The sequence below is a fragment of the Corynebacterium sp. HMSC06D04 genome (assembly GCF_001807315.1).
Taxonomy (GTDB): domain Bacteria; phylum Actinomycetota; class Actinomycetes; order Mycobacteriales; family Mycobacteriaceae; genus Corynebacterium; species Corynebacterium simulans.
Genome location: NZ_KV788526.1, coordinates 98,457 through 123,886 on the forward strand (window position 1 = coordinate 98,457; position 25,430 = coordinate 123,886).

Here is a 25,430-nt window from a genome sequence, read left to right on the forward strand (position 1 = left end):
TTATTTTTCCAGCCGCGTCCGGCTATCAGTGCAGGTTATAGCGAAATAAAACGAACATTACGGGATGAGAACTCTGAACGCCTAATCAATTTAGTGTGATTTTAGTGTGATTAGGGTCATATATTTTCCAGTGGCTGCTCGGCTAGGAATTGTTACTGCTATTGGGTAAGGGTTTCACAGAGATTTCTAAAGCTTTTTCTAAGGAGCTCAATACGTCTACATAACATCTCGAGTAATTCGATCCCTCTACGAATAGCCAACCTCCTCACGTACTTTGCTATCGCTCTGTCTGCTCTACAGCTGCGACAACACCTGAATTAGAGAAAGCATTGGTCATGTCCAAAATAACTTTTCGGCCACCTCGTTCTGTAACTGCACTCAGCGGGCTTAATTTAAGCGGCCGCTGGCGTATGCTCACTGCCTCTGGCATGGCTGCCGCGCTAGTTATGGGCGGGGTCGTTGTTGTACCCAACCTCCTCGATAATGAGCCTGCAGCCCAGGCGGTGACCGCAGCGCCAGGTTCCTCCGAAGAAACCGCCATAAACACCACGGTTCCCGCGGGAAGCACCCGCTCTGTGAACGGCTTCGTGGGCCTGCAGACCGGCGGCACCATGCAATCGAACCTAAGCGATCCAAACGTTGCGCCCATGTCTGGCGTGAAAGTCTTTGCCCAGTGGTTCGAAAAGGACGGCACGGCGTCGCCGATTTATACCACCACCACCGGCGCCGATGGTCAGTTCCACATCGGCATGACCTCCTTTACTGACGCCAAGGGCGTCCGGCGCAACTTCGACGCAGACCCCAACTTGCCGGAGGGGGAGAAGTTCCGCGTCTGGTCCATTAATCCGGATACCTCACAGTACAACCTGCTCTACTCCTATGGCCAAGAGCAGATCATGCCGGAAGGCAACATCGCCAACACCGAGGCCGGCACTACCCAGTCCGTGGGGTCTGATACCTATAACCACATCAAGATCGCTTACTCGCCCATCGCTAACAACAACGTGATGCACAACCTGGCCGAAGCTGCTACCAACAAACCCAATGGCTCCTATGGCCAATACTCCGGTACCGTCTTCTGGAACCAAACCAACGCCGCCGACGGCGCCCTCTTGTGGCAGAACTACCAGTCCGTCAACGGTATCGACTCCGTGGCTCCAGACGTCACTGTGTATGGCTCCTACCTTTCTGATTACGCGCTTTCGCGCATCTACGATCCCGCAACCATGGCCGCCATCGGTTACAAGGGCCGCGTGCGCGATTCCAACTGGAGTACCCAGCAAGAACTCGCGCTGCAGCAGTGGATTAAGCAGCGGATGGCAGCGGAAGGCCAGCAGAAGTGGATTGCAGAGACCGTCAAGGCGGTAACAGACGCCAACGGTAGGTACACGCTGCAGTTCCGCGGTACCTGGGGAAATAGCTGGGACGATCGCGGTATTTTGTCCAAGGACTATACCTGGCACAACCTGGCTGATTCCGCCGAGGCAGGTTCTTGGGTCAACGGCAACATGAAGTCGAAGCACGTCAACGACGAGTGGATGTTCTTCTCAATGCAGGACATGCCGGGCATTTCCGTGAACACGCCGTTTAACTACAACGGTTACACCGGCAACACCACCAGCAACTTAACCTCCGCCGGCACCTTGGCCGGATGGCCGTCTAACTGGGGCGGTACGCTGGATTACGCCACCAACATCAACTTTGCGCTGTACCCGGGCAACCTGAAGTTTGACGTCACCCCGTATGACTCTTTCTCCAACTTCGCTACAGCGGGTCAAGCCATCGAGACCACCACGACGGGCCTGCAGTACGACAAAATCGGTAACACGCGTTATCAGATCGCGTGGTTCGACGAGGCTGGCAATGAACTGACCCAGTACACCTGCCCGCCGGTAGCGCCGGACGCGAGTGGCAGGCTTCCTTCCTGCGGTTTTGTCACCGACCCTAACTTGAAGAAGACCACCACTTACACCGCACGCTTGTTTGCGGTCTCGCCCTCTGGCGTGCGCGATGGCCTGGCGATAACGCAGGATTCCTTCACCGTTAAGCCACTGCCGACGTCCGGGCGCTACGAGCCCACCTATGGTTCTACAACCGTGGCTCAAAGCAGCATTGGTTCCGTTGCGGCGCCGCTTTTCGACGACTCGACTACCGCAACAACCGTTGAAACCCTGCCGGCACCAGCCGGTACCACCTTCAAGCTGGCGGATGGCGCCCCAACGTGGGTAAAGATTGATGACCAAGGCACCATCACCGCCACACCGGGCACCGATGTTGCGCTGGAAGATTACACCGTCCCGGTCATTGTCACCTACGCCGATGGCTCGACCGACCTCGTCAATGCCAAGGTCACGGTCACTGACGGCATCCCGCCGGAGATTGCGCAGATCGATTCGCAGAACCTAGAGCTGGGCAAAGCCATCTCCCCGATTCAGGTTAAGCCGACGGATAACGTCGGTGTGACCAGCGTTGAGGTCAGTGGCCTGCCAGATGGCGTCACCTACGATCCTGCGACCGGAACCATTAGCGGTACTCCGTCGGCCACCGGGGCGTCGACAGTTAACGTCCGCGTCACCGATGCCGCCGGAAATGTCACCGAAACTGCATTCAGTATCAACGTCGTGGATACTTCCGCGCCGGTTCTCACCAGCCCGGATGCCACCGTCCCAGAGGATAAGCCTGCTTCGATTCCGATCAAGGTGGACGATCCTAAAGCCACCGTCACCGTGGAAGGTGATATCCCGCCGGGCATGACCTGGAACGAGCAAAACGGTGCCCTCGAAGGTACCCCAACCGAACCGGGCATCTACACGGTCGCCGTATCGGCCACCGATCCCCAGGGCAATAACTCTGTATCCAACCTGGTCGTTACTGTTACCGACACCAAGGCGCCGACCATTGCCAAGATCAACGACGCCACCGCAGAGGCCGGTCAACCGATCACCGCAATTCCAGTAGACGTCACCGATAACTTCGACAAGTCCGTCAGCAACGTTGTAGTCGCGGGCCTGCCACCATTACTGACCTATAACCCGGAGACCCATCAGATCGAAGGAACCCCGCAGGCACCGGGGAAGTACCCAATTACGGTGACTGCGACCGATGCCGCCGGCAATACCTCGACCCAGGAATTCCTTCTCACGGTAGTCGACACCACCGCGCCGAAGGTGGACGATATCGCTGATGTGAGCGTGGAAAACGGCACCGCCTTGGAGCCGATCCACGTGACCAGCAATGAGCCGAATTCTAAGTTCAGCGCGTCCGGGCTACCAGAAGGCGTCAGTATCGATCCCACCACGGGCATCATCTCTGGTACACCAAAGACTGAAGTCACGAGCCCAGATGGCAAGAACTTCCCGGTCACCGTCAAGGTAACTGATCCTTATGGAAACGTCACCGAGAAGACTTTTAACATCAAGGTCACCGATACCGTTGCCCCGGCTCTGCGCCCGCTTCGCGACGTCTCGGTTCCTGAAGATCAGCCGCTCAACCTGGAGCCTGTCACCAGTCCTGACCCAACCGCGAAGATCGAAGTCACCGGCCTGCCCGAGGGCGTGACCTTTGATAGCGAAACGGGGCTCGTCACGGGCACCCCGACCACTCCGGGGCGCTACGAAGTTACCGTTACCGCCACCGACCCAGCCGGTAACTCCACGAAGCAGACCGTTGTCTTGTTCGTGGGCGATGCCACCGCGCCTACCTTCGATGATCCGGAGGATCAGACGATTAACCAGGGGGAGGCCATCAAACCCATCGATCTGATGAGCCTAAACCCGGCCGACAACTCCACCGCAGCGCAGGATCTCGCCTGGACCGTCACCGGCCTGCCCGAGGGCGTGACCTACGATCCCGAGACCAAGAAAATCTCCGGCACCCCGAAGGAAACCGGCTCTTCTGTGGTCACCGTGACCGCAACGGACGCCGCCGGCAACGCCACGACTAAGACCTTCGTCATCGCGGTAAACGATGCAACGGCGCCTCGCATCACTCCGGTGGACAGCGTCAGCGTCCCGGAAGGTGACGAAATCACTGAGATTCCGGTCAAAACCGATGATCCGAACGCGAAGATTGAAGTCACGGGCCTGCCCGAGGGCGTGACCTACGATCCCGAGACCAAGAAAATCTCCGGCACCCCGACTAAGCCGGGTACCTATGATGTCGTTATTGCGGCAACTGATGCAGCGGGCAACGTGTCCTACGAACCGTTTACCATCACCGTCGAAGACAAGACCGCCCCGGTCATCGATCCGATTGAGAAGCAGGATATCGCTCTGAACGAGACGATTAAGCCGGTCGTGGTCTCGGTAAATGATCCGGATGCTACCGTCCAGGTTGATCCGGAGACCCTGCCGAAGGGGGTTAGCTTCGACCCCGTGACCAACACCTTTACCGGCCGCCCAGAGAAGCCGGGAACCTACACCATTAAGGTCACGGCTACCGATGCCGCCGGCAATACCTCGCAGCCCGTTGATTTTGTCATCACCGTCTCCGATAAGACCGCGCCGCAGATCGCGCCGATTTCGGATCCTACCGTTCCCGCGGATTCCCCGATCACGCCAATTGAGATCACCGCTGAGGACAACGTTGCGGTGACCTCCTTGACAGTCACTGGCTTGCCTGAGGGTTTGAGCTATAACCCCGATACCAAGCAGATTGAGGGCACCCCGACTAAGCCGGGAAGCTACCCAGTGACGATCACCGCTAAGGACGACGCTGGCAATACCACCGAAGAAGTCTTCAACATCAACGTCAATGACGCCGGTGCACCAGTCATCCAGCCGCTGCCCGATAGCACGGTCGCTGCGGGATCTGAGGCCAACCCGATTCCAGTGCGCGTAGATGATCCTTCTGCGAAGGTAACGGTTGAAGGCCTACCTGATGGCATGACTTTTGACCCAGAGACGGGACTAATCACCGGTACCCCAACCAAGCCGGGCACCTACACCGTGACCGTGACCGCGGTCGACGAAGCGGGCAACAAGGCTATCGATACCTCGACCATCACCGTCACCGATGCCCAGGGGCCAAAGCTGGACGAGATCAGTGACCAAGACGTTGCTGCCGGCAGCGCCATTAAAGATATCGTTGTCAAGGCGGATGACCCTGATGCCAAGATTTCCGTAGTCGGCCTGCCAGAGGGCGTTCAGTATGACGCCGCTACCAACACGATTTCCGGCACGCCAACCACCGCGGGCACTTACCCAGTGCGCGTCCTGGCAACCGATGCGGCCGGAAACACCTCCTACGTTGACTTCACCATCACGGTCAGCGATTCCACTGCTCCGAAGGTCAACCCCATCGACGATCAAGCGGTAAAGAAGGGCGTTGCCATCGCTCCTGTCAAGGTAGACAGCGACGATCCGAGCGACACCGTGACGGTCATCGGCCTGCCTGCTGGTCTCAGCTTCGACCCAGAAACCCGGACCATCTCTGGCACGCCAACCACCGCTGGTGAGCACCCCGTGACCGTGGTTGTCACCGATGCCGCGGGCAACACGACCAAGGAGACCTTCACCATCACCGTCGTCGACCCTGGAGCGCCGGTTCTGGAACCAATTTCGGATCAGAAGGTGCCGCTAGGGGAAGCGATTACGGAGATTAAGCCAACCGTGACGGATCCGTCGATTTCTACGACGATCACCGTGACCGGGCTGCCGGACGGCGTTACTTACGACACCAATACCAATACGATTTCGGGTACTCCAACCCGCGCGGGTGACTTCCCCATCGTGGTCACCGTAACGGCCACTGACGCCGACGGTAAGTCTTCCGTCGAGAAGTTCACGATCACCGTGGTCGATTCTGAGGGGCCTTCCTTAGACGGCGTCGCCGATCGGACCGTCACGGAAGACACCGAGCTTGACCCGATTCACATCACCTCGGATGACCCGCAGGCTACCCTGACCGTGACTGGCTTGCCTTATGGCGTTCGGTTCTTCGCGTCCACCGGCGAGATTTCCGGTGTGCCAACTACTCCGGGCACCTATGAAGTGACGGTGACCGCCACCGATGCGGCAGGCAATACTACCGAAAAGAAGCTGACCATCACCGTAAAGGATGCAACCGGTCCGCAGGTGGATCCGATTGCAGATCAGGCTGTCGATGCCAATACGCCGATTGAAACGATTCGGGTCTCTTCTGATTCGGACACGGATAAGGTAACGGCCTCCGGTCTGCCGGATGGCGTGAAGCTTGAGACCGTTGACGGCGTTGCCACCATCACCGGCACCCCGACCAAGCCGGGCACCTACGAGGTCACCGTGACGGTCACCGATGCCAGCGGCAATGCCACCGACGAAACCTTCACCATCGTGGTCCGTGAGCCGGCCGATACCAGCGCGCCGAAGCTTGACCCGATTTCGGATCAGACCGTGAAGCTGGGCGAAGACGTCACTGAAGTCACCGTTCACAGCGATGACCCAGCAGCAACGCTGCGCGCAACCGGCCTGCCTACTGGCGTCGAATTTGACCCAGCTACCGGCACCATCAGCGGCAAGCCGAGCGCCTTTGGCCGCAGCACGGTTACTATCACGGCAACCAACGCCGCTGGAAACAAGTCCACCACGACGTTCACCATCGACGTCGTCGCAGCCGATCCGACGGATCCGACCGACCCAACCGACCCGACGGATCCGACCGACCCGACCGACCCGACCGACCCAACGGATCCGACCGATCCGACCGACCCAACCGACCCGACGGATCCGACCGACCCGACGGATCCGACCGACCCAACGGATCCGACCGACCCGACGGACCCGACGGACCCGACGGACCCGACCGACCCGACGGATCCGACCGACCCGACGGACCCGACCGACCCGACGGATCCAACCGACCCGACGGATCCAACCGACCCGACGGATCCAACCGACCCAACCCCGGATGAACCGTCTTGGAACGATGCGAAGGCCCCGGCTGGTGGCGTCGTGAAGGTTCCAAATGTCGGCGGCAAGGTACCGGCAGGTGCCAACGTCGATAAGACCACCGGCCCAGGTTCCGCGACCTTGGAAGAGAACGGCGATGTCATCGTCACCATCAAGCCAGACGCCAAGCCAGGCGATACCGTAACCGTCATCGTCCGCGATGACTCCGACAAGGAAATCGACAGCATCACCGTGACCGTCACCGAGCCGAACACTGATCCGGGTACTGACCCCGGCAAGAACCCAGGCAGCTCGGATGGGTCTTCTGATGGCTCTTCGGATGGTTCCTCGAGCTACCAGCCTTCTGAGCGTTGTGTGGCTACCGGCTTGGCAGTGGGGCTGCCACTGTTGCTGCTCATCCCGGCAGGTCTGGCAGCACAGGTTCGCATTCCAGGTCTGTCTGAGATGCAGGCACAGCTGGCACGCCAGTGGCAGCAGTTCAACACTCAGACGCAGAAGCAGCTGGGTATCTTCAACCCGCAGCTGGCCGGCCAGGTCGAGCAGGCTAATCGCCAGCTCGCGGCCTTCAACGCGAAGATTTCCCCGGAGGTGCGCAAGCTAGGCGCCGGTCTTGCCCTCGTGGCTGCCGGACTTCTGGTAGGCGGTCTGGTCTACGATGCCTGTGCTTCCGACGACGGGTCTTCCACCGGATCTTCTGACTAGTCAGTTGGCAAGCTCAACTGATTGAGCCCTAGGGCTTAATCAAAAGAAGGGAGGCTGTCACTAACGCTTTGGTTAGTGACAGCCTCCCTTTTGCGTATGAGCGTGGGCGGCAAGCCAGCAGGACTAGTTTTCGATGTAGTACATCTGCTTGTTGACGAACTCATCCATGCCCAGCGGGCCGAGCTCACGGCCGAAGCCAGAGCGCTTCACGCCGCCGAAAGGCAGCTCTTCACCCTCACCGGCCGGGGTGTTGACGTTGGCCATGCCCACCTCGAGGCGGCGAGAGATGGCGGCTGCGCGCTCGGTGTCCTTGGAAAAGACGGTGCCGCCCAGGCCGAACTGGGTGTTGTTAGCCAGCTCGAGCGCTTCCTCGTCGGAGGAAACCTTGTAGACCACAGCAACTGGGCCGAAGAACTCCTCGTAGTAGATGTCAGAGCCGACTGGAATGTCGGTGATAACGGCGGGGGAGATGAAAGCACCCTTGTCCGCCAGCTCGCCGCCAGCGCGCAAGGAAGCGCCTTCCTTCACCGCGCGCTGAATCTGATCGTGCAGGGTCTCCGCAGCCGCACGCGAGGACAGGCAGGAGTAGGTGCCTTCGCCCTGGGCGTCGGCAGGCGCTGCCTTTGCTGCCTGTGCGAGCTTGGTCAGCTCAGCCACGAACTCCTCGTAGATGTCCTCCATGACAATCATGCGCTTGTTGGAGTTGCAGGCCTGGCCCGTATTGTACATGCGGGTCGTCCACGCCAGCTTGGCTGCTTCCTTGACGTCGTCGGTATCGAGAAGAATGTAAGGATCGGATCCACCGAGCTCGAGCACTGCCTTCTTCAGGTTTTGGCCTGCCTGGGCACCCACGATGGCGCCGGCGCGCTCGGAGCCAGTCAGGGAAACTCCCTGGATGCGTGGATCCGCGATGATGGTGGAAATCTGATCGTGGGTGGCGAAGATGTTGTTGTACACGCCTTCCGGAATGCCGGCGTCATCCATGATCTTCTGCACGGCGAGTGCGGAGCGAGGGCAGATTTCTGCATCCTTTAGGACGATGGTGTTGCCGAGGACCAGGTTCGGGCCCACGAAGCGGGCAATCTGGTAGTAGGGGAAGTTCCACGGCATGATGCCAAGCAGCGGGCCGATGGGCAGGCGGCGGATTACCGCAGTGCCATTGGCAGAAGCCGGAATCGGCTGATCCTTGGTGAATTCCTCGCCGTTATCGGCGTAGTACTTGATGATGGCCGCTGAGAACTCTGCTTCCTCGATGCCCTCGGAAATTGGCTTGCCCATCTCTTCCGCGGCAATCTTGGCCAGCTCCTCCTTGCGCTCCGCAAAGAGGTGTGCTGCGCGAGCAACGATTTCCGCGCGCTCGGACATCGGGCGCGCGCTCCACTCGCGGTAGGCTGCGGCGGCCTTCGCCAGTGCGCCTTCTACCTCGGCGTCGGTGGCGGAGTCGAAGGTCTCGACGATCTCGTCAGTAGCAGGGTTCTGAACTCGGTAAGTGTTAGACATTAATACTCCTTGTTGTGTGATCCAGCTCTTTTTAGAGCCTAATAGTGAACTAGGTTGAAATAGGGCTAGCCTCTAAACTAGCGGCAATTGAGAGTCTTCGCCGGACGTTATCCGCTTCAATGTGCGGCCCTTGAAGAAATCCGGATGGGCAAAGCGCGTGAACAGCATTAATACGGCGCCGAGCAACAGAATTCCCATGCCCAGCACGAAGACGGTGCCCACTCCGAAAATTGAGGAGCCAGAACCGTATTCCGGGCTAAGCGAATCGAATGCGGTGGTAAAGAACATCAGCAGCAAGAAGCCGCCACCCAGCAGGGGGAAGACGAACTTGAAGATGATGTTGTGTACGCTGCTGAAAAGCTCGTGGCGGAAGTACCAAATGCAGGCCACGGCGGTGATGCCGTAGTAGAAGCAGATCATCAATCCGAGGGCAGAGATGGTGTCCCACAGAGCGTTCTCAGAAAGGATGCGCGTGACCGTGTAGAAACCGCCCGCTGCAATAGCGGAGGCAATCGTGGCCGTAGACGGCGTGCGGAACTTGGGGCTGATCTTGGAAAAGACCGGCGGCAACGCCTTGTAATAGCCCATCGCCAGCAGCGTACGGGCGGGGCCCACCATCGTGGACTGCAGCGAGGCGAAGGAACTTGAGAGCACAGCGACATAGATAAGCAGGGCGGCCGAGCCCAGCACAGGGGAGGAGAGCGCGGCGAAGATCGATTCCTGGTTCTCCGGGTTGCCGGCACCCAGGCCTTCATCACCCGTTCCTGCCCACGTGATGACAGCCAAGGCCGTCAGAATGTAGAGGCTGATGATGACCAAGACCGTGATGGTTGCAGCGCGCCCCGGAGTCTTTTCTGGGTTCTTTGTTTCCTCGTTCATCGTCAGCGTGACGTCCCAGCCCCAGAACATGAAGATGGACAAGGAAATGCCGGCCGCGATGAGGGAAAAGTTGCCGATTTCCAGCGGATTAAACCATGAAACTGAAATCGGGGTGAAGTCGAATCCACCGCCCTTATAAGCGCGCACGATGGCCACAATGTCAAAGACCACAATGGCCATGATCTGGATGGCAACCAGCACGTATTGCAGCTTCTGCGTGGAATCTAGGCCACGGTAGGAAACCCAGGCTGCGATGGCGATGAAGACCATCGTGGTGGGGATATTGATCCAGAGATTGCGCGTTAGGTCTGCAATTTCGGGGCGGCCTGCTATCTGGGCAAGGAGGAGATAGAAGAAGTCCACGGCGACTGCGGCAAGGTTCGAGAGCACCAGGATGGTGGCAGTAATAAGGCCCCATCCGCCCATCCAGCCCACCCAGGGACCAAAGGCTTTGGTGGCCCAAGTAAATGAGGTACCGGAATCCGGAACCGCATTGTTGAGCTCACGGTAGGCAAAGGCCACCAGGAGCATCGGGATGAATCCCAAAAGGAGGACCGCCGGAACAAACTCGCCCACCGCGGAAATGGTGGGGCCAAGTCCCGAAGTCAGCGTATAGGTCGGCGCGATGCAGCTGATGCCGATGACGACTGCGCCGAGTAAGCCGACGCGCCCGGTAGCCAGGCCCTTGGTGGAAGCGATGTTATCGCCGCTTCCTGGCGTGGGCTGAATCGGTGGTGCAGGAGTGGCACTAGTCATGACTACTCACCGCCTTTCAAAAAGAACTAGGAAATACGGTCTGGTGGTAGGAAGCGATCTGGGCGAAAGCGTCTGCTAGATCGCTTCGTGGTCGGCGCCGGCGTGCATGTAGCCGGCTGGTACGACGACCATGGGAACGGGAATGGAGCGCAGCATTCGCGACGCCGTGCCACCCAAGAAGAGCCGGCCGGGAACCGCGAGGCGAGAAGAGCCAACCACGGCGAGCTCTCCGTCTTGCCAGGTGACGTTTTCCATTGCGGCTTCGACGTCGCGCCCAGTGGCGACGTCGGTTGTGGCGTAACCAGCCGAGAGCATTTCTTCGGCGATATCGCCCAGCTTGCGGTTGGCATAAGCGCGTACCGCATTGGGAACGTCGGTGCCGAGGCCATGCAGATCGGACTCGCCAGGCAGCACGAGCGAAAGCAGTCGCAGCGGAAGGCGACGGCGCCGCGCGCGGTCCAAACCAATTGCGATGACGTCCGTGGTGCCTGGGCGCGGACCAAACATGACGGTGATGCGGCTAATTGGACCGGGGTAGGAGTAGCCGCGTGGCGCGAGAGCGATAGGGACAGTACCGGAGTGCAACAACGTGTTGACCGCAGTACCCATTTGGAAGCGGCCAAAAAGGCCGCCCTTGCGCGCACCAACCACGATCATGTCGCAGTCCAGTTCTTCCGCCGCGCGATTGAGCGCTTCGGCTTCAGACTCGCCGGGGACGATTCGGGCGGTGGCGCGGATGTCACTGGGGACTTCGCCCAGCGCCTCCTGTAACCAACCTGCAATCTGTTCTTCCAGGATGGAACTGTATCCGCGGTCGTGCGGGTAGACACCGGAGAAGGAATTATTGGCCGGCGCGGCCATGACGATCTCAAGGTTGACGTTGCGGGTCTTAGCAAGGGCGATGCCCAAGCGGAGCGCGTCCTTGCCATAGTCCGTAGCAACGTAGCCCACCAAGATATGTCCGGTGGCTGCGCGGCGATCAAAATCAGAAGCAGACAATATTTAACCCTTATCGGCAATCTCCTGGGCGACGAGCTCGCCCTGGCGGATAGCACCGTCGACGTGCTGGTAGCCCTCGGCAGCGATGTCGGAGCAGGCGTAGTAGATGGAGCCGGTCGGCTCGTTCTGCAGGTGGCCCCAGCGGGATAGGCCGCCCAGGTCATAAGAGGTGGCGTAGGCGCCGCGGGTCCACTCCTCAGCGGCCATGTCGGAGAGGTAAAACGCGATTGGCTCCTTGGTCTTCGGGCCCAGGTAGTCCGCCATGGCAGAAAGTATGCGCTCCTTGCGCTCTTCTTCAGGCAGGTGCCACATTTCCTCGGCATAAACGTCGGAGACGAAGCCAACCAAAGTGCCGTACTGGTCTTCTTCGCCCTCGGCAGAGGCAGCAAAGTTCTTGCCGTAGTTGGTGTTGTCGTAGACCTCCTGAACTAAACGGCCGCCGCCGAAGCCGGTGCCGGAAAGGCCCTCTTCGCGCCAGAAAGGCTTGTCGTAGATGGCGTGGACCTTGATGACCAAGCCCATGGAGATGTGCTGGTGCACGATCTGCTGGTCTCGTGGCAGCGGCGGAACGAAAGAGATGCGGTTGTACAGGTTTGGTGGAACCGCGAGCACGGCGTAGCGCGCCTTCACGGTGACCTTCTCGGAGTAGGCGATGACCTCGCGGGCCTCGCCGTTGTTCGGCACGCCGTTGCGAACGTCGGCTGCGACCTTGTTGAGGTCATCAGCGGTGGTTGGGTCAACCTCGGCCCAGTGCAGCTCGCGCACAGGGGTGCCGAGGTAAACATCCTCACCTAGCTCTTCGGCCATGGTCAGAGACACGGACTGCATGCCGCCGACCACGCGGCGGTCCAGGATGAAGTCCTCGTCGACCAAGTTGGAGAAGGAGCCCGCGGAAGCAGCCATCAGGACTGCCTGCAGGGTGGAGAAAGCATAGGAAGGCTTGGTGAGCATGCCCGAGGCGACGTAGATGGAGACGTTGTCGATTGCCTCCGGGTCATCAGACAAGCCTTCGAGCCACTTGCGGAAGGAGATGGAGTCCAGCTCCTTCGCACGCGGGTGTGCCCAGGGGCGCGCCGGGTCCATTTCGGCTGCGAGGTCATCCATGATCTTGATGAGGCGGTCCATCTCCGCGATGGTCTTCTCGGAAGCAGGGAAGACGGTGCCCTCGTACTCATGGCGGGTGCCGTCTGGGGCAACGTAGATGGACTTGCCCTCGCGGTAGCGCTGGAAGGTTTCGAGTCCTAGCTCATCAACGAGCTCGATGAGCCGCGTCTGATCCGGGGAAATCCACTGTCCGCCCAGCTCCACGAAGTGCTCGACACCCTCGGCATCCTTGACCTTGCCATTCCAAGTACGGCCGCCGACGCGGTCGCGGGCTTCCAAGACTGCGACGGAAAGGCCCTTATTCTTCAGCGTGCGTGCTGCCATGAGGCCGGCAGGGCCCGCGCCGATGACGACAACGTCGCGCTCGAGGACCGGGTTGGTGTTGGATTCGTTGCTAAATAATGACAACATGGTGGGTTCTCCTGTGCGAAGTGGTGAACATCTTCCTCTACGCGGTGCAGAGGAAACGTCTATGGGAAAATTGTTTGAAAGCTCAGCGCAAAATGAACAACATTCATTTTGTGTTGCGTGTCACTGTACAGGAATCAATGTGACTCTGGATAGAGGTTTGAGCCATGAATTTTTCGCGCGCTAAAGGTCGGCCACCAAAGGCGCTGGTAAACCGTGAGAAAATTGCCGAGGCCGCTTTAAAAATTGTGGAGGAAAGTGGCTATGCCAAACTCACAATGGCCCGAATTGCCCGCGAAGTGGGGGTGGGGCCGAGTGCGTTGTACAACCATGTACTTAACAAACATGAGCTGCTCATCCTTGTAGAGGATGCGGTTATGGCGCAGGTAGACGCATCGCTTCTCGACGCCGCCTTAGCGGGCGAGGTGAGCGTGCGTTACGCATTAGAGGTCTGGGCGCGTTCCTACCGCGATGTATTCGCGCGGCACTATCCGCTGGTGGAGGTCATTGCTTCTACCCCCGTGTCCGGTGCTCCACGGGCAGTGAAAATGTACGAAAAATTAGCTGAGGTACTGGCATTTGCCGGCGTCGAATCCGCGCAGATTCTGCCGCGGATCATCATGCTGGAGTCCTTCATCTACGGCTCCGCCTTCGACGCCAATGCTCCCCAAGAAATCTTCGAGGTTCCCGAAGACGGTGATATAGAAGCACCGCATCTGCGCAGCGCTCGTGCTGCATGGCAAGAAAAACTTTCGGCTGCGGCAACTAAAGAGCAAAAAGCCGCCAACCCGTTTGCGGAAGATCCGTTTCAAACGGGTTTGGCGGCGTTATTGGCAGATTTCCTGCCGGCGGTTCCAGGTGAGCAACCGCCGTCTAAGTAGGGAAAGGGCGATGGGATAGAAGGCGATTATTCGCCGTATGGGCGAATGCCCGCACGCTCCCAGGCGGCCAAGAAGATGTTTGTTTCTTCCTCAGTTGTAATGGAAACGCGAACGCCTTCATCCAGGTAGCGGCGAATGATGACGCCTTCGTCGGAAAGCTTGCGTTCAACCTCTTCGGCGTCGCCGCGTGGAATCCAAACGAAGTTGCCCTTGGAAGGGCGCGCGCCAATTGCCTCTGCTACGCGCTCGCGCTGCACCTTGGTCTCTTCGACGCGGGCAAGCAGCTCCTCTGCCGAGTTAAGCGCTGCGATGGCAGCCTTTTCTGCCATGTAGGTAACCGTTAGCGGCATGGTCATTAGCTTGAGGCCGTGGATGAGCTCCGGGGAGGCGATGCCGTAACCCACGCGTGCACCGGCAAGGCCGAAGGCCTTGGAGAAGGTGCGGGCGCCCACCAGGTTCGGGTAGTTGAAAATCTCCTCGGCAGAGTCCGGGGTATCCTCCGCGTCGTTGTACTCCCAGTAAGCCTCATCGAGGATAACCACGATGTCCTTCGGAACCCGCTCCATGAAGTCACGGAACTCGCCCTTGGTGATGGTGGTGCCGGTTGGGTTATTCGGGTTGCAGAGGATGATGGCGCGGGTCTTGTCCGTGATGGCCTCGATTACGGCATCCAAGCCCAAGCGGTCGTCCTCGGTAAGCGGAGTCATCACTGGTTCCGCGCCGGCCATGCGCACGTAGAGCGGGTAAGCCTCGAAGCTGCGCCACGGGAAGATTACTTCGTCACCAGTGTGGCAGGACATTCCGATGGCCTGCTGAACGATGGCCGAGGCGCCCGCTGCGATGGTGAGGTGATCTTCAGGAACGCCCAGGTACTTAGAAAGCTCGGTGGTCAGTTCTGGGCAGCCATCGATCTGGTAGCGGTTGGTCTCCGCTGCCGCCCGCGTCATTGCCTCGAGCACGGAAGGAAGCGGCGGGTTAGGGATTTCGTTGGAGGAGAGCTTCAGTTTGTCGCCGTCGGACTTGCCGGGCTTGTAATCAGGGAACTTGTTGAGATCAGAGCGAAGCATATGACTATAAAACTCCTAACTTTAAAGCGACTTTTAAGAAGTGATAGATAAGAATTAGAACATGTTCCACACGGTAACCGCCATAATGACGATTCCCATGCCGAATACGAAGTAGTTCCACGGGTCATTTTTGAACTTGGAATAAGCGTCGAACTTCTTGAACATGTAGACCGGGACCAGGTAAACGAGGAAAGCCACGAAGATGCCACCGACGACCGAAATCATCGACACGATGGATGGGTTATAGACCGCCACCAGGGTAGTGCCAACGAAGGTGATGAGATAGATGATGTTAAGCAGGCTGCGGTGCGAGATGCGCTCAGCCAGCTTTGGCGCTGCTAGGCGCAGCAGGTACTCTGTGCCTTCCTCGGTGCCCAGCATGTGGCCGAAGTAGGAGGAGATGATGGCGCACATGACCACAACGGGTGCCATGTAGGCCATGAACGGGGTGCCGGTGACGTTAGCGAAGTAGGACAGTACCGGAATGTTTTGTTCCAGCGCCTCATTCATTCCGTCGGCGCCCAAAGCCAGGACGCATGACCAAACAAAGAACATGGTAAAGACCACCAGCAAGATGGCGGTAAGCATCTCCGTGCGGTCAACGCGCTTGGCGGTCTTCTCGCCATAGGCCGGCTGCATGTCTAGTGCGAACTGAGACAGTGCCGCCATGTGGGAAAAGGAAAATACAAGCACCGGCAGAATCAGCAGGATTCCCTTGAGGATTCCAAAGTCGCCTTCACCGTTGTCGTAGTGCAGGAAGCTCTGAAAATCCCAGCGTGGGATGAGATAGATGGACGTTGCTGCCAAAGCGAAGATGAGCGGATAGACCAGCACCTGGGCCAGCCACAGCATGGGCTTGCGGCCCACGGCGAACGCGCCGGTCATAATGCCCACGCAAAGGATGGCGAGTACCCACCGGTTGATGGAAGGTCCACCCAGTTGGTTGACGATGAAGCTATCGACCGAGTTGGTGATGCTGATGCCGTAAATCAGCACCGTGGGGAAGATAGCGAGCCAGTACAAAATGGCGATAACGATGCCGGAGGTGCGGCCAAAATACTGCGTGGCCAGTTCCAGGACGTCCTTGCCGTGGTCGCGGATCGGCGCGCCACTGACTATTCGGACATAGGTGCGGTGCGAGAAATAGACTAGCGGCAGGATGAAGACCGTGGCAAAGACCAGTGGCCAGAAACCAAATCCACCAGCGTTAAGTGGAAGGAACAAAATTCCTGCGCCGACGGCAGTGCCGAACAGGGTGATGACCCAAGTCATCGTGGAGCCAGCAGGTTTGACCTCTGCACGCTCAACAGCGGTAGCAACGGTATCGCTCATTGAAAAATCCTTTGTTTGGGGACAGTTTTAGTCGTTGTCAGGCAGCGACAGAGCTTGATCCACAATCACGTTGATGACTGCTGGAATCTGCTTCTCGCGCATAGCCTGCAGGGCGCGCTCGACGGCAGGGCCTGCCTCGGCGTCGGAAGTGACAAGCTCGCCGTGTGCGCCAAAGCCACGGGCGACGGCGGCGAAATCCGGGTTGGAAAGCTGGGTACCGGAAACGCGATCAGGGAAGTGGTTCTTTTGATGATCGCGGATGGTGCCGAACTCGCCGTTGGACATCACGACAGTCAGATAAGGAGCGCCGTACTGCAGGGCGGTAGCCAGCTCTTGGCCGTTCATCAGGTACTCGCCGTCGCCAGCAATGGCGATGACGGTGCGCTCAGGAAACTCCAGCTTGGTGGAGACCGCACCTGGAACGGAGTAGCCCATCGAGCCATTGCGCACGCTGAACTGGGAGGGGTAGACGTTGGTGCGCATAAACTGCTGCGCCCAGATGCAGTGGTTTCCGGCGCCGAAGGTGTAGATGGAATCCTCTGGGGCCTGCTCCTGAATGGCGCGCATGAGTGATTCGATGTGTGCGGTTCCCTCAGGAGCCGGGCGCCAGTCGGCTTCGTCCTGAACCGTAGAGAAAGCCACCTGCGCCGCGTGCGCATCCGCGAACCACTGCTGCTGGGCAGCGCAGACCTCGCCCGTATTGATCTCAGACAGCGCTTCGGCGAAGGCTACCGGGCTGGCCAGGATGTGGCGGGTGACGGCTGCGGAGTTGCCACGCAGGCTGGAATCGATGTTGATGAAGAAGTTGCGGTCATTTGCGCCTTGACGCAGCTTGTAGCCGTCAGTCGGGACGTCGCCAAGCACTGCTCCAACGGCGAGTACGAGGTCGGAATCCTTGAGCAGCGCAGCTGCCTTCTCGTCACGGCCGTAGCCCAGCCAGCCGGCGTTGGCCGGGGAAGAGAAAGGGATGCGGTCGCTGGCGCGGAAATCGTGGACCACCGGAATCTGGTTGGTTTCTGCAAACTCGGTGATTTGGCGTGCGGACTCTGGGGTCCAGCGTGGGCCGCCGGCGAAGATGAGTGGGCGCTCGGCGCAGCGTAGGGCCTCGGAAAGCGCGGCGATATCGCTTGGGGATACCGCGCCGTCTGTCACGTTGATTGGCTGGATAATCTCCCCGTCGAAGTCCAAGTGGAGAATGTCCTCCGGCAGGCCCACCACTACTGGGCCTGGGCGGCCCTGCTTGGCCTGGAAGAATGCCTCCGCCACCACGTGGGAAGCACGGGATGGGTCATCGAGGATGAAGACCTGCTTGGTCTGGGTTCCAAACCACGCCTTTGGGTCGAATTCCTGGAACGACTCACGGTCACGGTCGGGGAAGGGGATAAGGCCCACGAAGAGGACCATCGGGGTGGAATCCTGCCAGGCGGTGTGGATACCAACGAAAGCATTGGAAGCGCCTGGGCCGCGGGTGACCATTGCGACGCCCGGCTCACCGGTGGCCTTGCCGTGTGCCTCTGCCATGTAGGAAGCGCCGCCTTCCTGGCGGGTAACGATGGTTTCGATGGGGCTGTCATAGAGCCCATCAAGTACTGGCAGGAAGCTCTCGCCTGGGACGAGGTATGCGCGCTTGACGTTGTGTGCTGCGAGAGATTCAGCGATGGCGGTGCCAACATGGCGACGAGTCATAGTTTTCAGACAATCCTTCTTCTGTGATTGGTACAACAATTTCACCTTATTGTGAAGGAATTTCGTCCATGTTGTCTAATGTCTAAGATTTTTCAAATCCATGCCCATTGGTAATAGCTCGTGTTAAATGAAGTTTTATGGATTACACGAGGGCGAAATATTTCTTGGCGCTCGCGCGCACCGGTTCCGTGACCACCGCGGCAGAGCAATTGAGCATCACCCAGCCGGCGCTAAGCCGCCAGCTGCGGCGCTTTGAGGAGGAGCTGGGGCTCGAGCTTTTCGAACGCGCAGCTGGGGTGCTGCGTCTCAACGAGGCGGGCAAGGCATTGATTCCCGTGTGCCAGCAATTGGTGGCAGATAATAACAGGGCTACGCAGGCGGTTTCGGCGCTGCAACGCGGCGAGATGCGCGCCTTGCAGGTGGCGGCAACGCCGACGACCATCTCGACGATCTTGGCGCCTTTCATCGTTGACGCGCGCGAGGAGATTCCGCTTCTGACCACGCTGGCGGTCGAGCACTACGAGGTGTACCAAGCGCTAGATACCACCGCCGATGTGGTGGTGACGCCAATTCCAGTAAAGGAGGGGCTCGATTCCGTTCCGTTGGGGGAGGCCACTATCCGGGCTTGGGTAAACAAGGAGCACCCTCTAGCGGGCCAAGACAGCATTGACGTGGGGGACTTGGTCACTCATCGTCTCGCCATGTCAGGCCGGCGCAGCGTCTCACGCGGGCTCTTCGATGCCTTTGTAGGGCGCAACCACGCTGTGCTTGGCGACGTCGTCGAGTGCGAGGACACCGTTACGCTCATCGCCCTCGCGCGAGCCGGGCGTGCAATCGCCATCTCCAGTGCTCTGCAGGCCCACGACGCGGTAGGCCTGCGCATCTGCAATGAGGAGGAGATGCTAGGCGGTGTGCCCCTGCACGCGGCTTGGCGTCGCGGGCACTTTGCCACCGCGGAAATCCATGCCGTGGTCACGCGCCTCCAGGAGTTTCTGGGAATTAACCCCGCCGATGGCGTTCGTGCCAGCTAAAGACGCAGATCCACCTTCTCGTTGGCGGCGATTTCTTCTAAACGCTCGGCAGTGCACATGCCGGCGACAATAACGGCGGAGCCTCCACATGCGAGCGGTTCGAGAATCAACTTCTTAAAGGAATCCTTGTCCTTCCACCCCGCGGACATCACGCGTTGGGCAGGGCCGGCGGCAGAATAAAGCTCCGGCAAAGCGGTGGTGGGGCCATAGAACTGATCGCCGTAGAAACGCACGGTGGGCCCAAAGTCGATGGCGCCCGCGGGCAATTCGCCGCCGGATTCGATGACGCCGCGCCCGAATGGGTCATCGGTAACGAGCACAACATCGGCTCCTGCGAATTCCTCAGTCAACTCTGCGTAGCCCTCGGGCGCGGCAAAAATAACATCGGGGCTTGCACCGTCTAGTTCAGCGCGAGTGAACGCTGTGTGGACCTCGGCAGCAATGGCGCCCAAAGCGATAACTGCGGGCTGCCAGGAAACAGGGAGGTCGAGGAAAATGAGGGAATCGGAATCGAGCTCAAGCTCTTCTAGGAGCATGTTGGCAATCTTGGAGACCCAGTTATCCAAGGTCTGTGCGGAAAAATCCATGCGCGCGCCGGTGGCTTCGTTGTAGAAAGTCAGGCGCGGCGCTGCGGCATCTGCGGAAAGTAGGTGCTGAAGCATATCCATGTCCGCCCATCGTAGGTGACTGAGCCTTAGCGCGGCAGGGAATGCTTTCACACTACGGCCCTGGGCCCTCGAGCGCCCCGGAAAGTGAGTGATAGGGATACTCATTTTTAACATTAAATGGCAACTACCTGCCAAAAACTGGGGAACGATCCCTAAGAAAAGCCAGGAACCTTTTGAATTAGGTCCCTGGCTCGAGAATTACTTAGTTTGTGTAGCGTTTAGTTCACGCAGCGCGGGCCCTCGCCGCCGGCGTCGATCTCCGGGGCAACCTCTGCCGCGCCCATGTCGCTGCCTGGGGTGCCGACCTGTTCGCCCGGTTCGGAGTCGGTGGGCTCTGCGGCCTGCGCTTCCTCGTCAGATGGGCCTTTGTAGTCGTCGTAAGCCACGACGACAAAGGTGTTTTCGTCCAGCGACGGGCTGGAAGTAACCGGCAGACCACCGAGCTGCTCAGCCAAGTCTTTGGCGCGTTGGTCGTTCTCATCCGCGGCGACAATCTGGGACTCGTAGTATAGGCCCGGCTCGGCATTGCTGGTCTGGTCGACCTTGTAGCCCACGCCAGTCAGCCATGTGCCAACGCCGGAGGCCAGGCCATCGATGCTGCCCGCGTTGAGCACGTTGACCTCGATGCCATCGGCTACTGGCTTTTCGGAAGGGTTGGAGCCTGCCTCTGCGCTTGACGACGCCGCGGCTTCCTCCGTCTGCTCCGCAGTCTTGGCGAGGTCATCCATAAACTTATGGACCTCTTTCTTGTCGATGGTCACGACGGACTCACCGTAGTCACCCACGCCGTCGATGGAGGTCACCGGAATGGTGGTGAAGGTGACGTTGCCGCCGGCCAAGCCTGAAAGCTGGGTGACCAAACCCATGACGTCCCAGCCCTCATCGATGACTACAGAGCGTTCGATTGCGTCAGCAATCTTGGAGAGCTTATTTGGGTTAGCCAGGGTGCCGGAGGAGAGCACCTTGGAAACCAAAGAAGCCATGTATGCCTGCTGGCGCACGATGCGGTCCAGGTCGCCGCGTGGAAGCTCGTAGCGCTGGCGGACGAAGGACAGGCCCTGGGCGCCGTGGAGGGTCTGGCGGCCCTTCTTGAAATCAGCGCCAGACATGACGTCCTTAACGTCGTTGTTCAAGCACACGTCGACGCCATCGACGGCGTCGGTAAGCAGCACGAAGCCCAGCAGGCCGACCTCAGCGTAGTGATCGATATCGATGTCTGTGAGTGAGCGCACCATGCTGATAAGCCCCTGGCGGCCGGCCTCCACGCCCTGCTGCTCGATCTCCTTCGCGGAATGTGGTTTCTTCTTGCCTTCAACCTCTGCCTCGGCGTTTTCTTGCTCTAGCTCTTCGACCTTGTCCGTCTTGTGGGAAGCGAAAACGGCGTTAATCTTGGTGTTGCCAAACTCGCCGTCGTCGACGTAGGTATCGCGCGGAATCGAAACCGCAGTTGCACGGGAGCCGTCATCCGGGATGCGGATGATCATGATGGTGTCTGTGTTCTCCTCGCCCTCGTCCACGCCGGCGTGGAGGTCTGCCAGTTCCTTGTCTGACAGCGGGTTGCCCTTGGCATCCGTGCGCGAATCCTTGCCCACCAGCAAGATATCCATCGCGCCGTCTTCGGTGTCTGCCTTAAAACCACCCTTGTTGCCCAACGCGAGGTTAGAGACAGAGGACATGCCATCGCCCACGCGGCCCACGGTGGCATAGCCAACGCCAGAGAACACCAAGATTGCCGCCGATACAAATGCCATGACGGCCTTCAGGGGCTTGGACCCCTGTTGCTTTACCGCCGTCGCCGAATTGGGCGAGGGCGAGATGGCGCGGGAACGACGCTGCTTGTCTGATTTTTTCTCAGAAGACACAGGAGGAGGACTTTCTAATTGTGGCGTTCAAAGGTGGCAGCAAGCAAGGTGGCTTCTCTCGGTGCTTGCCGTGTAGCCAATTTAGGGGCTGATCTTGTGACAGTTTAGGCGAGAAGAGAAAGAAATCGTGATCTATACATGATTTTCGTCAAGCTTGTAGTGTCTTGGCAGCAACCTAGCAGCGAGTATGGGTACGCTAAGCAGCATTGTGAACACAGATAACGTAACTGCCCTCGCAGTGGTCACGGTGACGTATTCGCCGGGCCATTACCTTGGGGATTTCCTTAAATCGCTGGAAAGCGCAACCAACCGGCCCACGGCTGTGGTCTTGGCGGATAACGGCTCCACCGATTCAGTGCCGCAGACCGCGGCTGCTGGCCGTGACGACGTTGTGTTTTTAGACACGGGCGGCAACATCGGTTACGGCGGCGGAATGAATGCCGGCGCGCGGCTTGTCCGCTCCGGCGCGTTGGGTGAGGTCGATGAAGAGTTCTTCCTCATCAGCAACCCAGACGTTACTTTTACTCCTGGAGCTTTGGATAAGTTGGTGGAGTGTGCGCGCCGGAATCCACAAGCCGCAGCCGTAGGCCCGCGCATCGTGGAACCGGATGGCTCGTATTATCCTTCCGCGCGTGCGATCCCCACATTGACCACCGGCATCGGCCACGCCCTGTTTGGCACCATCTGGCCTAGCAACCCGTGGTCGCGTGCCTATCGCAATGACGCCCATATGTCCGTCGAGCGCGAGGCGGGCTGGCTTTCGGGTTCCTGCCTTTTGGTGCGGTGGGATGCGTTCCAGCAGATCGGCGGCTTTGACGAGCGCTACTTCATGTACATGGAAGACGTCGATCTGGGTGACCGTTTTAGCCGTGCGGGCTGGAGCAACGTCTTTTGCCCTGAGGCAATCATCACCCATGCCAAAGGGCACTCTACCCAGGCGCATGCGGGCGCGATGCTGCGAGCCCACCACGACTCGGCTTACCGCTTCCAAGCCGACCGCCATCCGCAGTGGTGGCAAGCGCCAGTCCGACTGGCGCTCAAGGCCGGACTGCGGTTGCGCGGGTTTGCTCTAAGCGCCCTAGCGTGCCGCAGCAGTGGCTAGGCGCCTTGGGCATATACACTGACCCCCGATAAAACACGTCGATTTATTCGCATAAGGAATTCTTCTATGAGTCAAGCAGCTGTCCAATGGGGCGCTTCTACCGATGCCGTCATCCTCGTCGGTGGCCGTGGAACCCGCCTGCGCCCGCTGACCATCGGCACCCCAAAGCCGATGCTGCCGACTGCTAACTATCCGTTCCTGCAGCACCTTCTTGCCCGCATCAAGGCTGCGGGCGTTACCCACGTGGTGCTGTCGACGTCGTTTAAGGCAGAGGTCTTCGAAGAGTACTTCGGTGACGGTTCCGATATGGGCCTGGAAATCGAATACGTAGTAGAAGAGACCGCGCTGGGTACCGGCGGCGGCATCCGCAACGTCTACGACAAATTGCGCCACGATACCGTGATGGTCTTCAACGGCGATGTTCTCTCCGGTATGGACCTGGGCGGCATCTTGCGAACCCACCACGAAAAGGATGCGGACGTTACCATGCACCTGCTCAACGTGGCAGACCCGCGCGCCTTCGGCTGCGTTCCGACTGACAGCAACGGCCGCGTGACGGCGTTTTTGGAAAAGACCGAGGATCCGCCAACGAACCAAATTAACGCTGGCTGCTACACGTTCAAGCGGAAAGTCATTGAGACCATTCCGGCTAACCGCGTGGTCTCCGTTGAGCGTGAGACCTTCCCGAGCCTGTTGGAGTCCGGTCGCATGGTGGTAGGTCACGTCGACAACTCCTACTGGCGCGATATGGGCCGCCCAGATGACTTCGTGCGAGGTTCTTCTGACTTGGTTCGTGGCATTGCTCATTCGCCGCTGCTGGAAGGCCGCACCGGTGAGTCCCTCGTCGATGAGTCTGCCGGAATCGCCGGCGGTGTGTTGTTGCTTTCTGGCACCGCGATTGGCCGCGGCTCTGAGGTCGGTGCAGGCTCGCGTCTGGACGGCACTGTTGTCTTTGACGGCGTGACCATCGAGCCGGGGGCAATCATCAGCAACTCGATTATCGCTTCGGGCGCGCAAATCGGCGCCAACGCACACATCGACAATTGCGTCATCGGTGAGGGCGCTGTCATCGGAGCGCGCTGTGAGCTCAAGGGAGGCATGCGTGTCTTCCCGGGCGTACAGATTCCGGATGCCGGCGTCCGCTTCAGCTCTGACGCTTAAAAAGAGCAGACATTTAAGCTATCTCTCCCACGACCCGTTTCCTTTTAAGGGGGGCGCAGGTGGTGGGAGTTTTCGCTTTTTGGCTGGTCTTTTACGGTTTTGGTTGCTGGGCAGCTTGTGCGCGCAGAGATCCAGCAGATCGGCTTAGATGGTGGCGACACGCCGATCAAACCTTGGAATTGTTCACAGGAATATGGACCACCACTACATATGGTACCCCCGGCCCTTACCCCCGGAGGGGGATCTATGTGACGGATGTGAAAGTTGGGGATCGTGTGCTGCGTTTTTGGAGAGAATCCCCGGAAGGCCTCGTTTTCGGGTTGACGATATTTAGTGATCCGGTGTGAAATAACATCAGTGTAATCAAGCGCATCGGCGACGCCTCCGCCAAACTTTGGCTTTGGTGTAAGGTCGGTGCAACTTAGAAGAAACCTACCCAACCTCGGAGAAAGGAATTAGCGTGGAGAAAAACTCGAATAATGGCGCTATTCTCCGTGGCGGTGCTGCCGCAGAGATGTCTCTCGATGAGCTTTTTGGCGCCGTCGAGCAGGAGTGGCAAGACCAGGCACTGTGCGCGCAGACTGATCCTGAAGCCTTCTTTCCGGAGAAGGGAGGCTCCACCCGCGAAGCCAAGCGTATCTGCCAGGCTTGTGCGGTGCGAGATGAGTGTCTCGAGTATGCACTAGAGCATGACGAGCGCTTCGGAATCTGGGGCGGACTGTCTGATCGTGAACGCCGCCGCCTCAAGCGCGAGATTGGTTAACCTCCGGCTAGGGAAACCTTTCTTCTTAAATCCTTCACCTCTATCTATGTTTAGTGTCATCTGGCGCTAGGGCGTGGATTGTGGTGGAGGATTTTTGCTTACCAGCTAAACCGAGGATCAACGTCCTGCGGATCAAGGTTGAGGTAATTGGCCACCAACGCAGTTAGAACCGTGCCTAGCAACTCTGCGCGTTCGCTAGATGTTTCGGCACGCTCCTCGATGGGCATCCGGAAAATTACCATGCGGGCGCGTGTTGGGTGGCCGGCAGCGTCAACGCCAGCAGGGACAACCCGGCCTAAAGGTACCGGGCCGTCGGCGATGATCTCTTCCGGCAGGACCGTCATATCAGCAGAAAGCCGCATGCGTGGAACCGTGTCCACCGCCAAGTCCAATCCGGCGAGCTGCTCTGCAAAAGCATTCTGGATGGGGGCATAGGCCTCGAGTACGGCCATGTCGAAGCGCTCGCTCTTGCTGCGGAAACGCGGCGTCGATTGTGGCAAAAGCGGTCCGTGCATACCCCTTCCGCGGCGGTCGCGGAACGGACGAGTGTGGGGGCGGCGCATGGTCATGCCCGTGATTTTAAGGTTTCGCATGACCATTTTCGTGCGGGACGCGCCGAGTTTCGACTATTCAAATCTCAAC

Annotated in this window: 16 protein-coding genes; 6 read left to right on the forward strand and 10 right to left on the reverse strand. The window is 59.1% G+C overall.

The window, feature by feature from the left end; genetic code table 11:
• The first annotated feature begins 410 nt into the window (after nucleotides 1-410).
• Entirely contained in the window at nucleotides 411-7,589 is a 7,179-nt protein-coding gene (locus tag HMPREF3155_RS12760) for a putative Ig domain-containing protein (protein ID WP_070432411.1), read from the forward strand.
• A 123-nt stretch (nucleotides 7,590-7,712) separates the two neighbouring features.
• Here HMPREF3155_RS12760 and HMPREF3155_RS01540 read toward each other — a convergent pair whose 3' ends face one another.
• The 4 genes from HMPREF3155_RS01540 to HMPREF3155_RS01555 all read right to left on the reverse strand — a co-directional run bounded on the left by HMPREF3155_RS01540 (nucleotide 7,713) and on the right by HMPREF3155_RS01555 (nucleotide 13,238).
• Nucleotides 7,713-9,089, reverse strand: a complete 1,377-nt coding sequence (locus tag HMPREF3155_RS01540) for an NAD-dependent succinate-semialdehyde dehydrogenase (protein ID WP_070432412.1) — start codon at nucleotides 9,087-9,089, stop codon at nucleotides 7,713-7,715.
• 72 nt (nucleotides 9,090-9,161) lie between these two features.
• Nucleotides 9,162-10,724, reverse strand: coding sequence for an APC family permease (locus HMPREF3155_RS01545; protein WP_070432413.1), 1,563 nt, complete (start codon nucleotides 10,722-10,724; stop codon nucleotides 9,162-9,164).
• A 75-nt stretch (nucleotides 10,725-10,799) separates the two neighbouring features.
• The gene (locus HMPREF3155_RS01550; protein WP_062035695.1) at nucleotides 10,800-11,723 is read right to left on the reverse strand and encodes a universal stress protein; all 924 of its coding nucleotides are present in this window, start codon (nucleotides 11,721-11,723) and stop codon (nucleotides 10,800-10,802) included.
• Between the two features lie 3 nt (nucleotides 11,724-11,726).
• Nucleotides 11,727-13,238, reverse strand: a complete 1,512-nt coding sequence (locus HMPREF3155_RS01555) for a flavin monoamine oxidase family protein (protein WP_062035694.1) — start codon at nucleotides 13,236-13,238, stop codon at nucleotides 11,727-11,729.
• Between the two features lie 164 nt (nucleotides 13,239-13,402).
• On the opposite strand from HMPREF3155_RS01555, the gene HMPREF3155_RS01560 reads away from it, so the two are divergent.
• Nucleotides 13,403-14,116 carry a TetR/AcrR family transcriptional regulator gene (locus HMPREF3155_RS01560; RefSeq protein WP_070432414.1) on the forward strand — a complete coding sequence of 238 codons (714 nt, stop codon included), beginning with the start codon at nucleotides 13,403-13,405 and terminating at the stop codon, nucleotides 14,114-14,116.
• A 26-nt stretch (nucleotides 14,117-14,142) separates the two neighbouring features.
• Here HMPREF3155_RS01560 and HMPREF3155_RS01565 read toward each other — a convergent pair whose 3' ends face one another.
• The 3 genes from HMPREF3155_RS01565 to HMPREF3155_RS01575 are packed head-to-tail and all read right to left on the reverse strand — an operon-like array spanning nucleotide 14,143 to nucleotide 18,201.
• The gene (locus tag HMPREF3155_RS01565) at nucleotides 14,143-15,183 is read right to left on the reverse strand and encodes a histidinol-phosphate transaminase (RefSeq protein ID WP_062035692.1); all 1,041 of its coding nucleotides are present in this window, start codon (nucleotides 15,181-15,183) and stop codon (nucleotides 14,143-14,145) included.
• A 54-nt stretch (nucleotides 15,184-15,237) separates the two neighbouring features.
• Nucleotides 15,238-16,515: an amino acid permease gene (locus HMPREF3155_RS01570; RefSeq protein ID WP_070432415.1), complete on the reverse strand. Its 1,278-nt coding sequence runs from the start codon at nucleotides 16,513-16,515 to the stop codon at nucleotides 15,238-15,240.
• Nucleotides 16,516-16,542: 27 nt separating this feature from the next.
• Entirely contained in the window at nucleotides 16,543-18,201 is a 1,659-nt protein-coding gene (locus HMPREF3155_RS01575; protein WP_062035690.1) for a thiamine pyrophosphate-dependent enzyme, read from the reverse strand.
• A 137-nt stretch (nucleotides 18,202-18,338) separates the two neighbouring features.
• Between HMPREF3155_RS01575 and HMPREF3155_RS01580 the strand changes: the two genes are divergently transcribed.
• Entirely contained in the window at nucleotides 18,339-19,232 is an 894-nt protein-coding gene (locus tag HMPREF3155_RS01580) for a LysR family transcriptional regulator (RefSeq protein WP_062035689.1), read from the forward strand.
• Here HMPREF3155_RS01580 and HMPREF3155_RS01585 read toward each other — a convergent pair.
• Together HMPREF3155_RS01585 and HMPREF3155_RS01590 are read right to left on the reverse strand one after the other, a co-directional pair.
• Nucleotides 19,229-19,900, reverse strand: coding sequence for a TIGR03089 family protein (locus HMPREF3155_RS01585; RefSeq protein WP_062035688.1), 672 nt, complete (start codon nucleotides 19,898-19,900; stop codon nucleotides 19,229-19,231). The genes HMPREF3155_RS01580 and HMPREF3155_RS01585 overlap by 4 nt on opposite strands.
• A gap of 218 nt (nucleotides 19,901-20,118) precedes the next feature.
• The gene (locus HMPREF3155_RS01590) at nucleotides 20,119-21,762 is read right to left on the reverse strand and encodes an LCP family protein (RefSeq protein WP_201057410.1); all 1,644 of its coding nucleotides are present in this window, start codon (nucleotides 21,760-21,762) and stop codon (nucleotides 20,119-20,121) included.
• Nucleotides 21,763-21,949: 187 nt separating this feature from the next.
• Here HMPREF3155_RS01590 and HMPREF3155_RS01595 point away from each other — a divergent pair, with 187 nt between their 5' ends.
• The 3 genes from HMPREF3155_RS01595 to HMPREF3155_RS01605 all read left to right on the forward strand — a co-directional run bounded on the left by HMPREF3155_RS01595 (nucleotide 21,950) and on the right by HMPREF3155_RS01605 (nucleotide 24,788).
• Nucleotides 21,950-22,864: a glycosyltransferase family 2 protein gene (locus HMPREF3155_RS01595; protein WP_062035687.1), complete on the forward strand. Its 915-nt coding sequence runs from the start codon at nucleotides 21,950-21,952 to the stop codon at nucleotides 22,862-22,864.
• 66 nt (nucleotides 22,865-22,930) lie between these two features.
• On the forward strand, nucleotides 22,931-24,025 hold the full coding sequence (locus HMPREF3155_RS01600; protein ID WP_070432416.1) for a mannose-1-phosphate guanylyltransferase: 1,095 nt from the start codon (nucleotides 22,931-22,933) through the stop codon (nucleotides 24,023-24,025).
• 514 nt (nucleotides 24,026-24,539) lie between these two features.
• A complete protein-coding gene (locus HMPREF3155_RS01605; RefSeq protein ID WP_005528147.1) occupies nucleotides 24,540-24,788 on the forward strand; it encodes a WhiB family transcriptional regulator in 249 nt (82 codons plus the stop codon).
• A 98-nt stretch (nucleotides 24,789-24,886) separates the two neighbouring features.
• Here the strand turns inward: HMPREF3155_RS01605 and HMPREF3155_RS01610 are convergent, their stop codons facing one another.
• Complete coding sequence (locus HMPREF3155_RS01610) at nucleotides 24,887-25,357, reverse strand: metallopeptidase family protein (RefSeq protein WP_062039102.1); 471 nt, start codon at nucleotides 25,355-25,357, stop codon at nucleotides 24,887-24,889.
• Between the last annotated feature and the right edge of the window lie 73 nt (nucleotides 25,358-25,430).

Bases quoted from the DNA above. Each gene is read 5' to 3' on its own strand.
- HMPREF3155_RS01570 (WP_070432415.1), bottom strand. From the start codon at position 16,515: ATGAGCGATACCGTTGCTACCGCTGTTGAGCGTGCAGAGGTCAAACCT.
- HMPREF3155_RS01560 (WP_070432414.1), top strand. From the start codon at position 13,403: ATGAATTTTTCGCGCGCTAAAGGTCGGCCACCAAAGGCGCTGGTAAAC.
- HMPREF3155_RS01585 (WP_062035688.1), bottom strand. From the start codon at position 19,900: ATGGATATGCTTCAGCACCTACTTTCCGCAGATGCCGCAGCGCCGCGC.
- HMPREF3155_RS01575 (WP_062035690.1), bottom strand. From the start codon at position 18,201: ATGACTCGTCGCCATGTTGGCACCGCCATCGCTGAATCTCTCGCAGCA.
- HMPREF3155_RS01595 (WP_062035687.1), top strand. From the start codon at position 21,950: ATGGGTACGCTAAGCAGCATTGTGAACACAGATAACGTAACTGCCCTC.
- HMPREF3155_RS12760 (WP_070432411.1), top strand. From the start codon at position 411: ATGCTCACTGCCTCTGGCATGGCTGCCGCGCTAGTTATGGGCGGGGTC.
- HMPREF3155_RS01565 (WP_062035692.1), bottom strand. From the start codon at position 15,183: ATGCTTCGCTCTGATCTCAACAAGTTCCCTGATTACAAGCCCGGCAAG.
- HMPREF3155_RS01540 (WP_070432412.1), bottom strand. From the start codon at position 9,089: ATGTCTAACACTTACCGAGTTCAGAACCCTGCTACTGACGAGATCGTC.
- HMPREF3155_RS01605 (WP_005528147.1), top strand. From the start codon at position 24,540: ATGTCTCTCGATGAGCTTTTTGGCGCCGTCGAGCAGGAGTGGCAAGAC.
- HMPREF3155_RS01555 (WP_062035694.1), bottom strand. From the start codon at position 13,238: ATGTTGTCATTATTTAGCAACGAATCCAACACCAACCCGGTCCTCGAG.
- HMPREF3155_RS01580 (WP_062035689.1), top strand. From the start codon at position 18,339: ATGGATTACACGAGGGCGAAATATTTCTTGGCGCTCGCGCGCACCGGT.
- HMPREF3155_RS01545 (WP_070432413.1), bottom strand. From the start codon at position 10,724: ATGACTAGTGCCACTCCTGCACCACCGATTCAGCCCACGCCAGGAAGC.
- HMPREF3155_RS01610 (WP_062039102.1), bottom strand. From the start codon at position 25,357: ATGACCATGCGCCGCCCCCACACTCGTCCGTTCCGCGACCGCCGCGGA.
- HMPREF3155_RS01600 (WP_070432416.1), top strand. From the start codon at position 22,931: ATGAGTCAAGCAGCTGTCCAATGGGGCGCTTCTACCGATGCCGTCATC.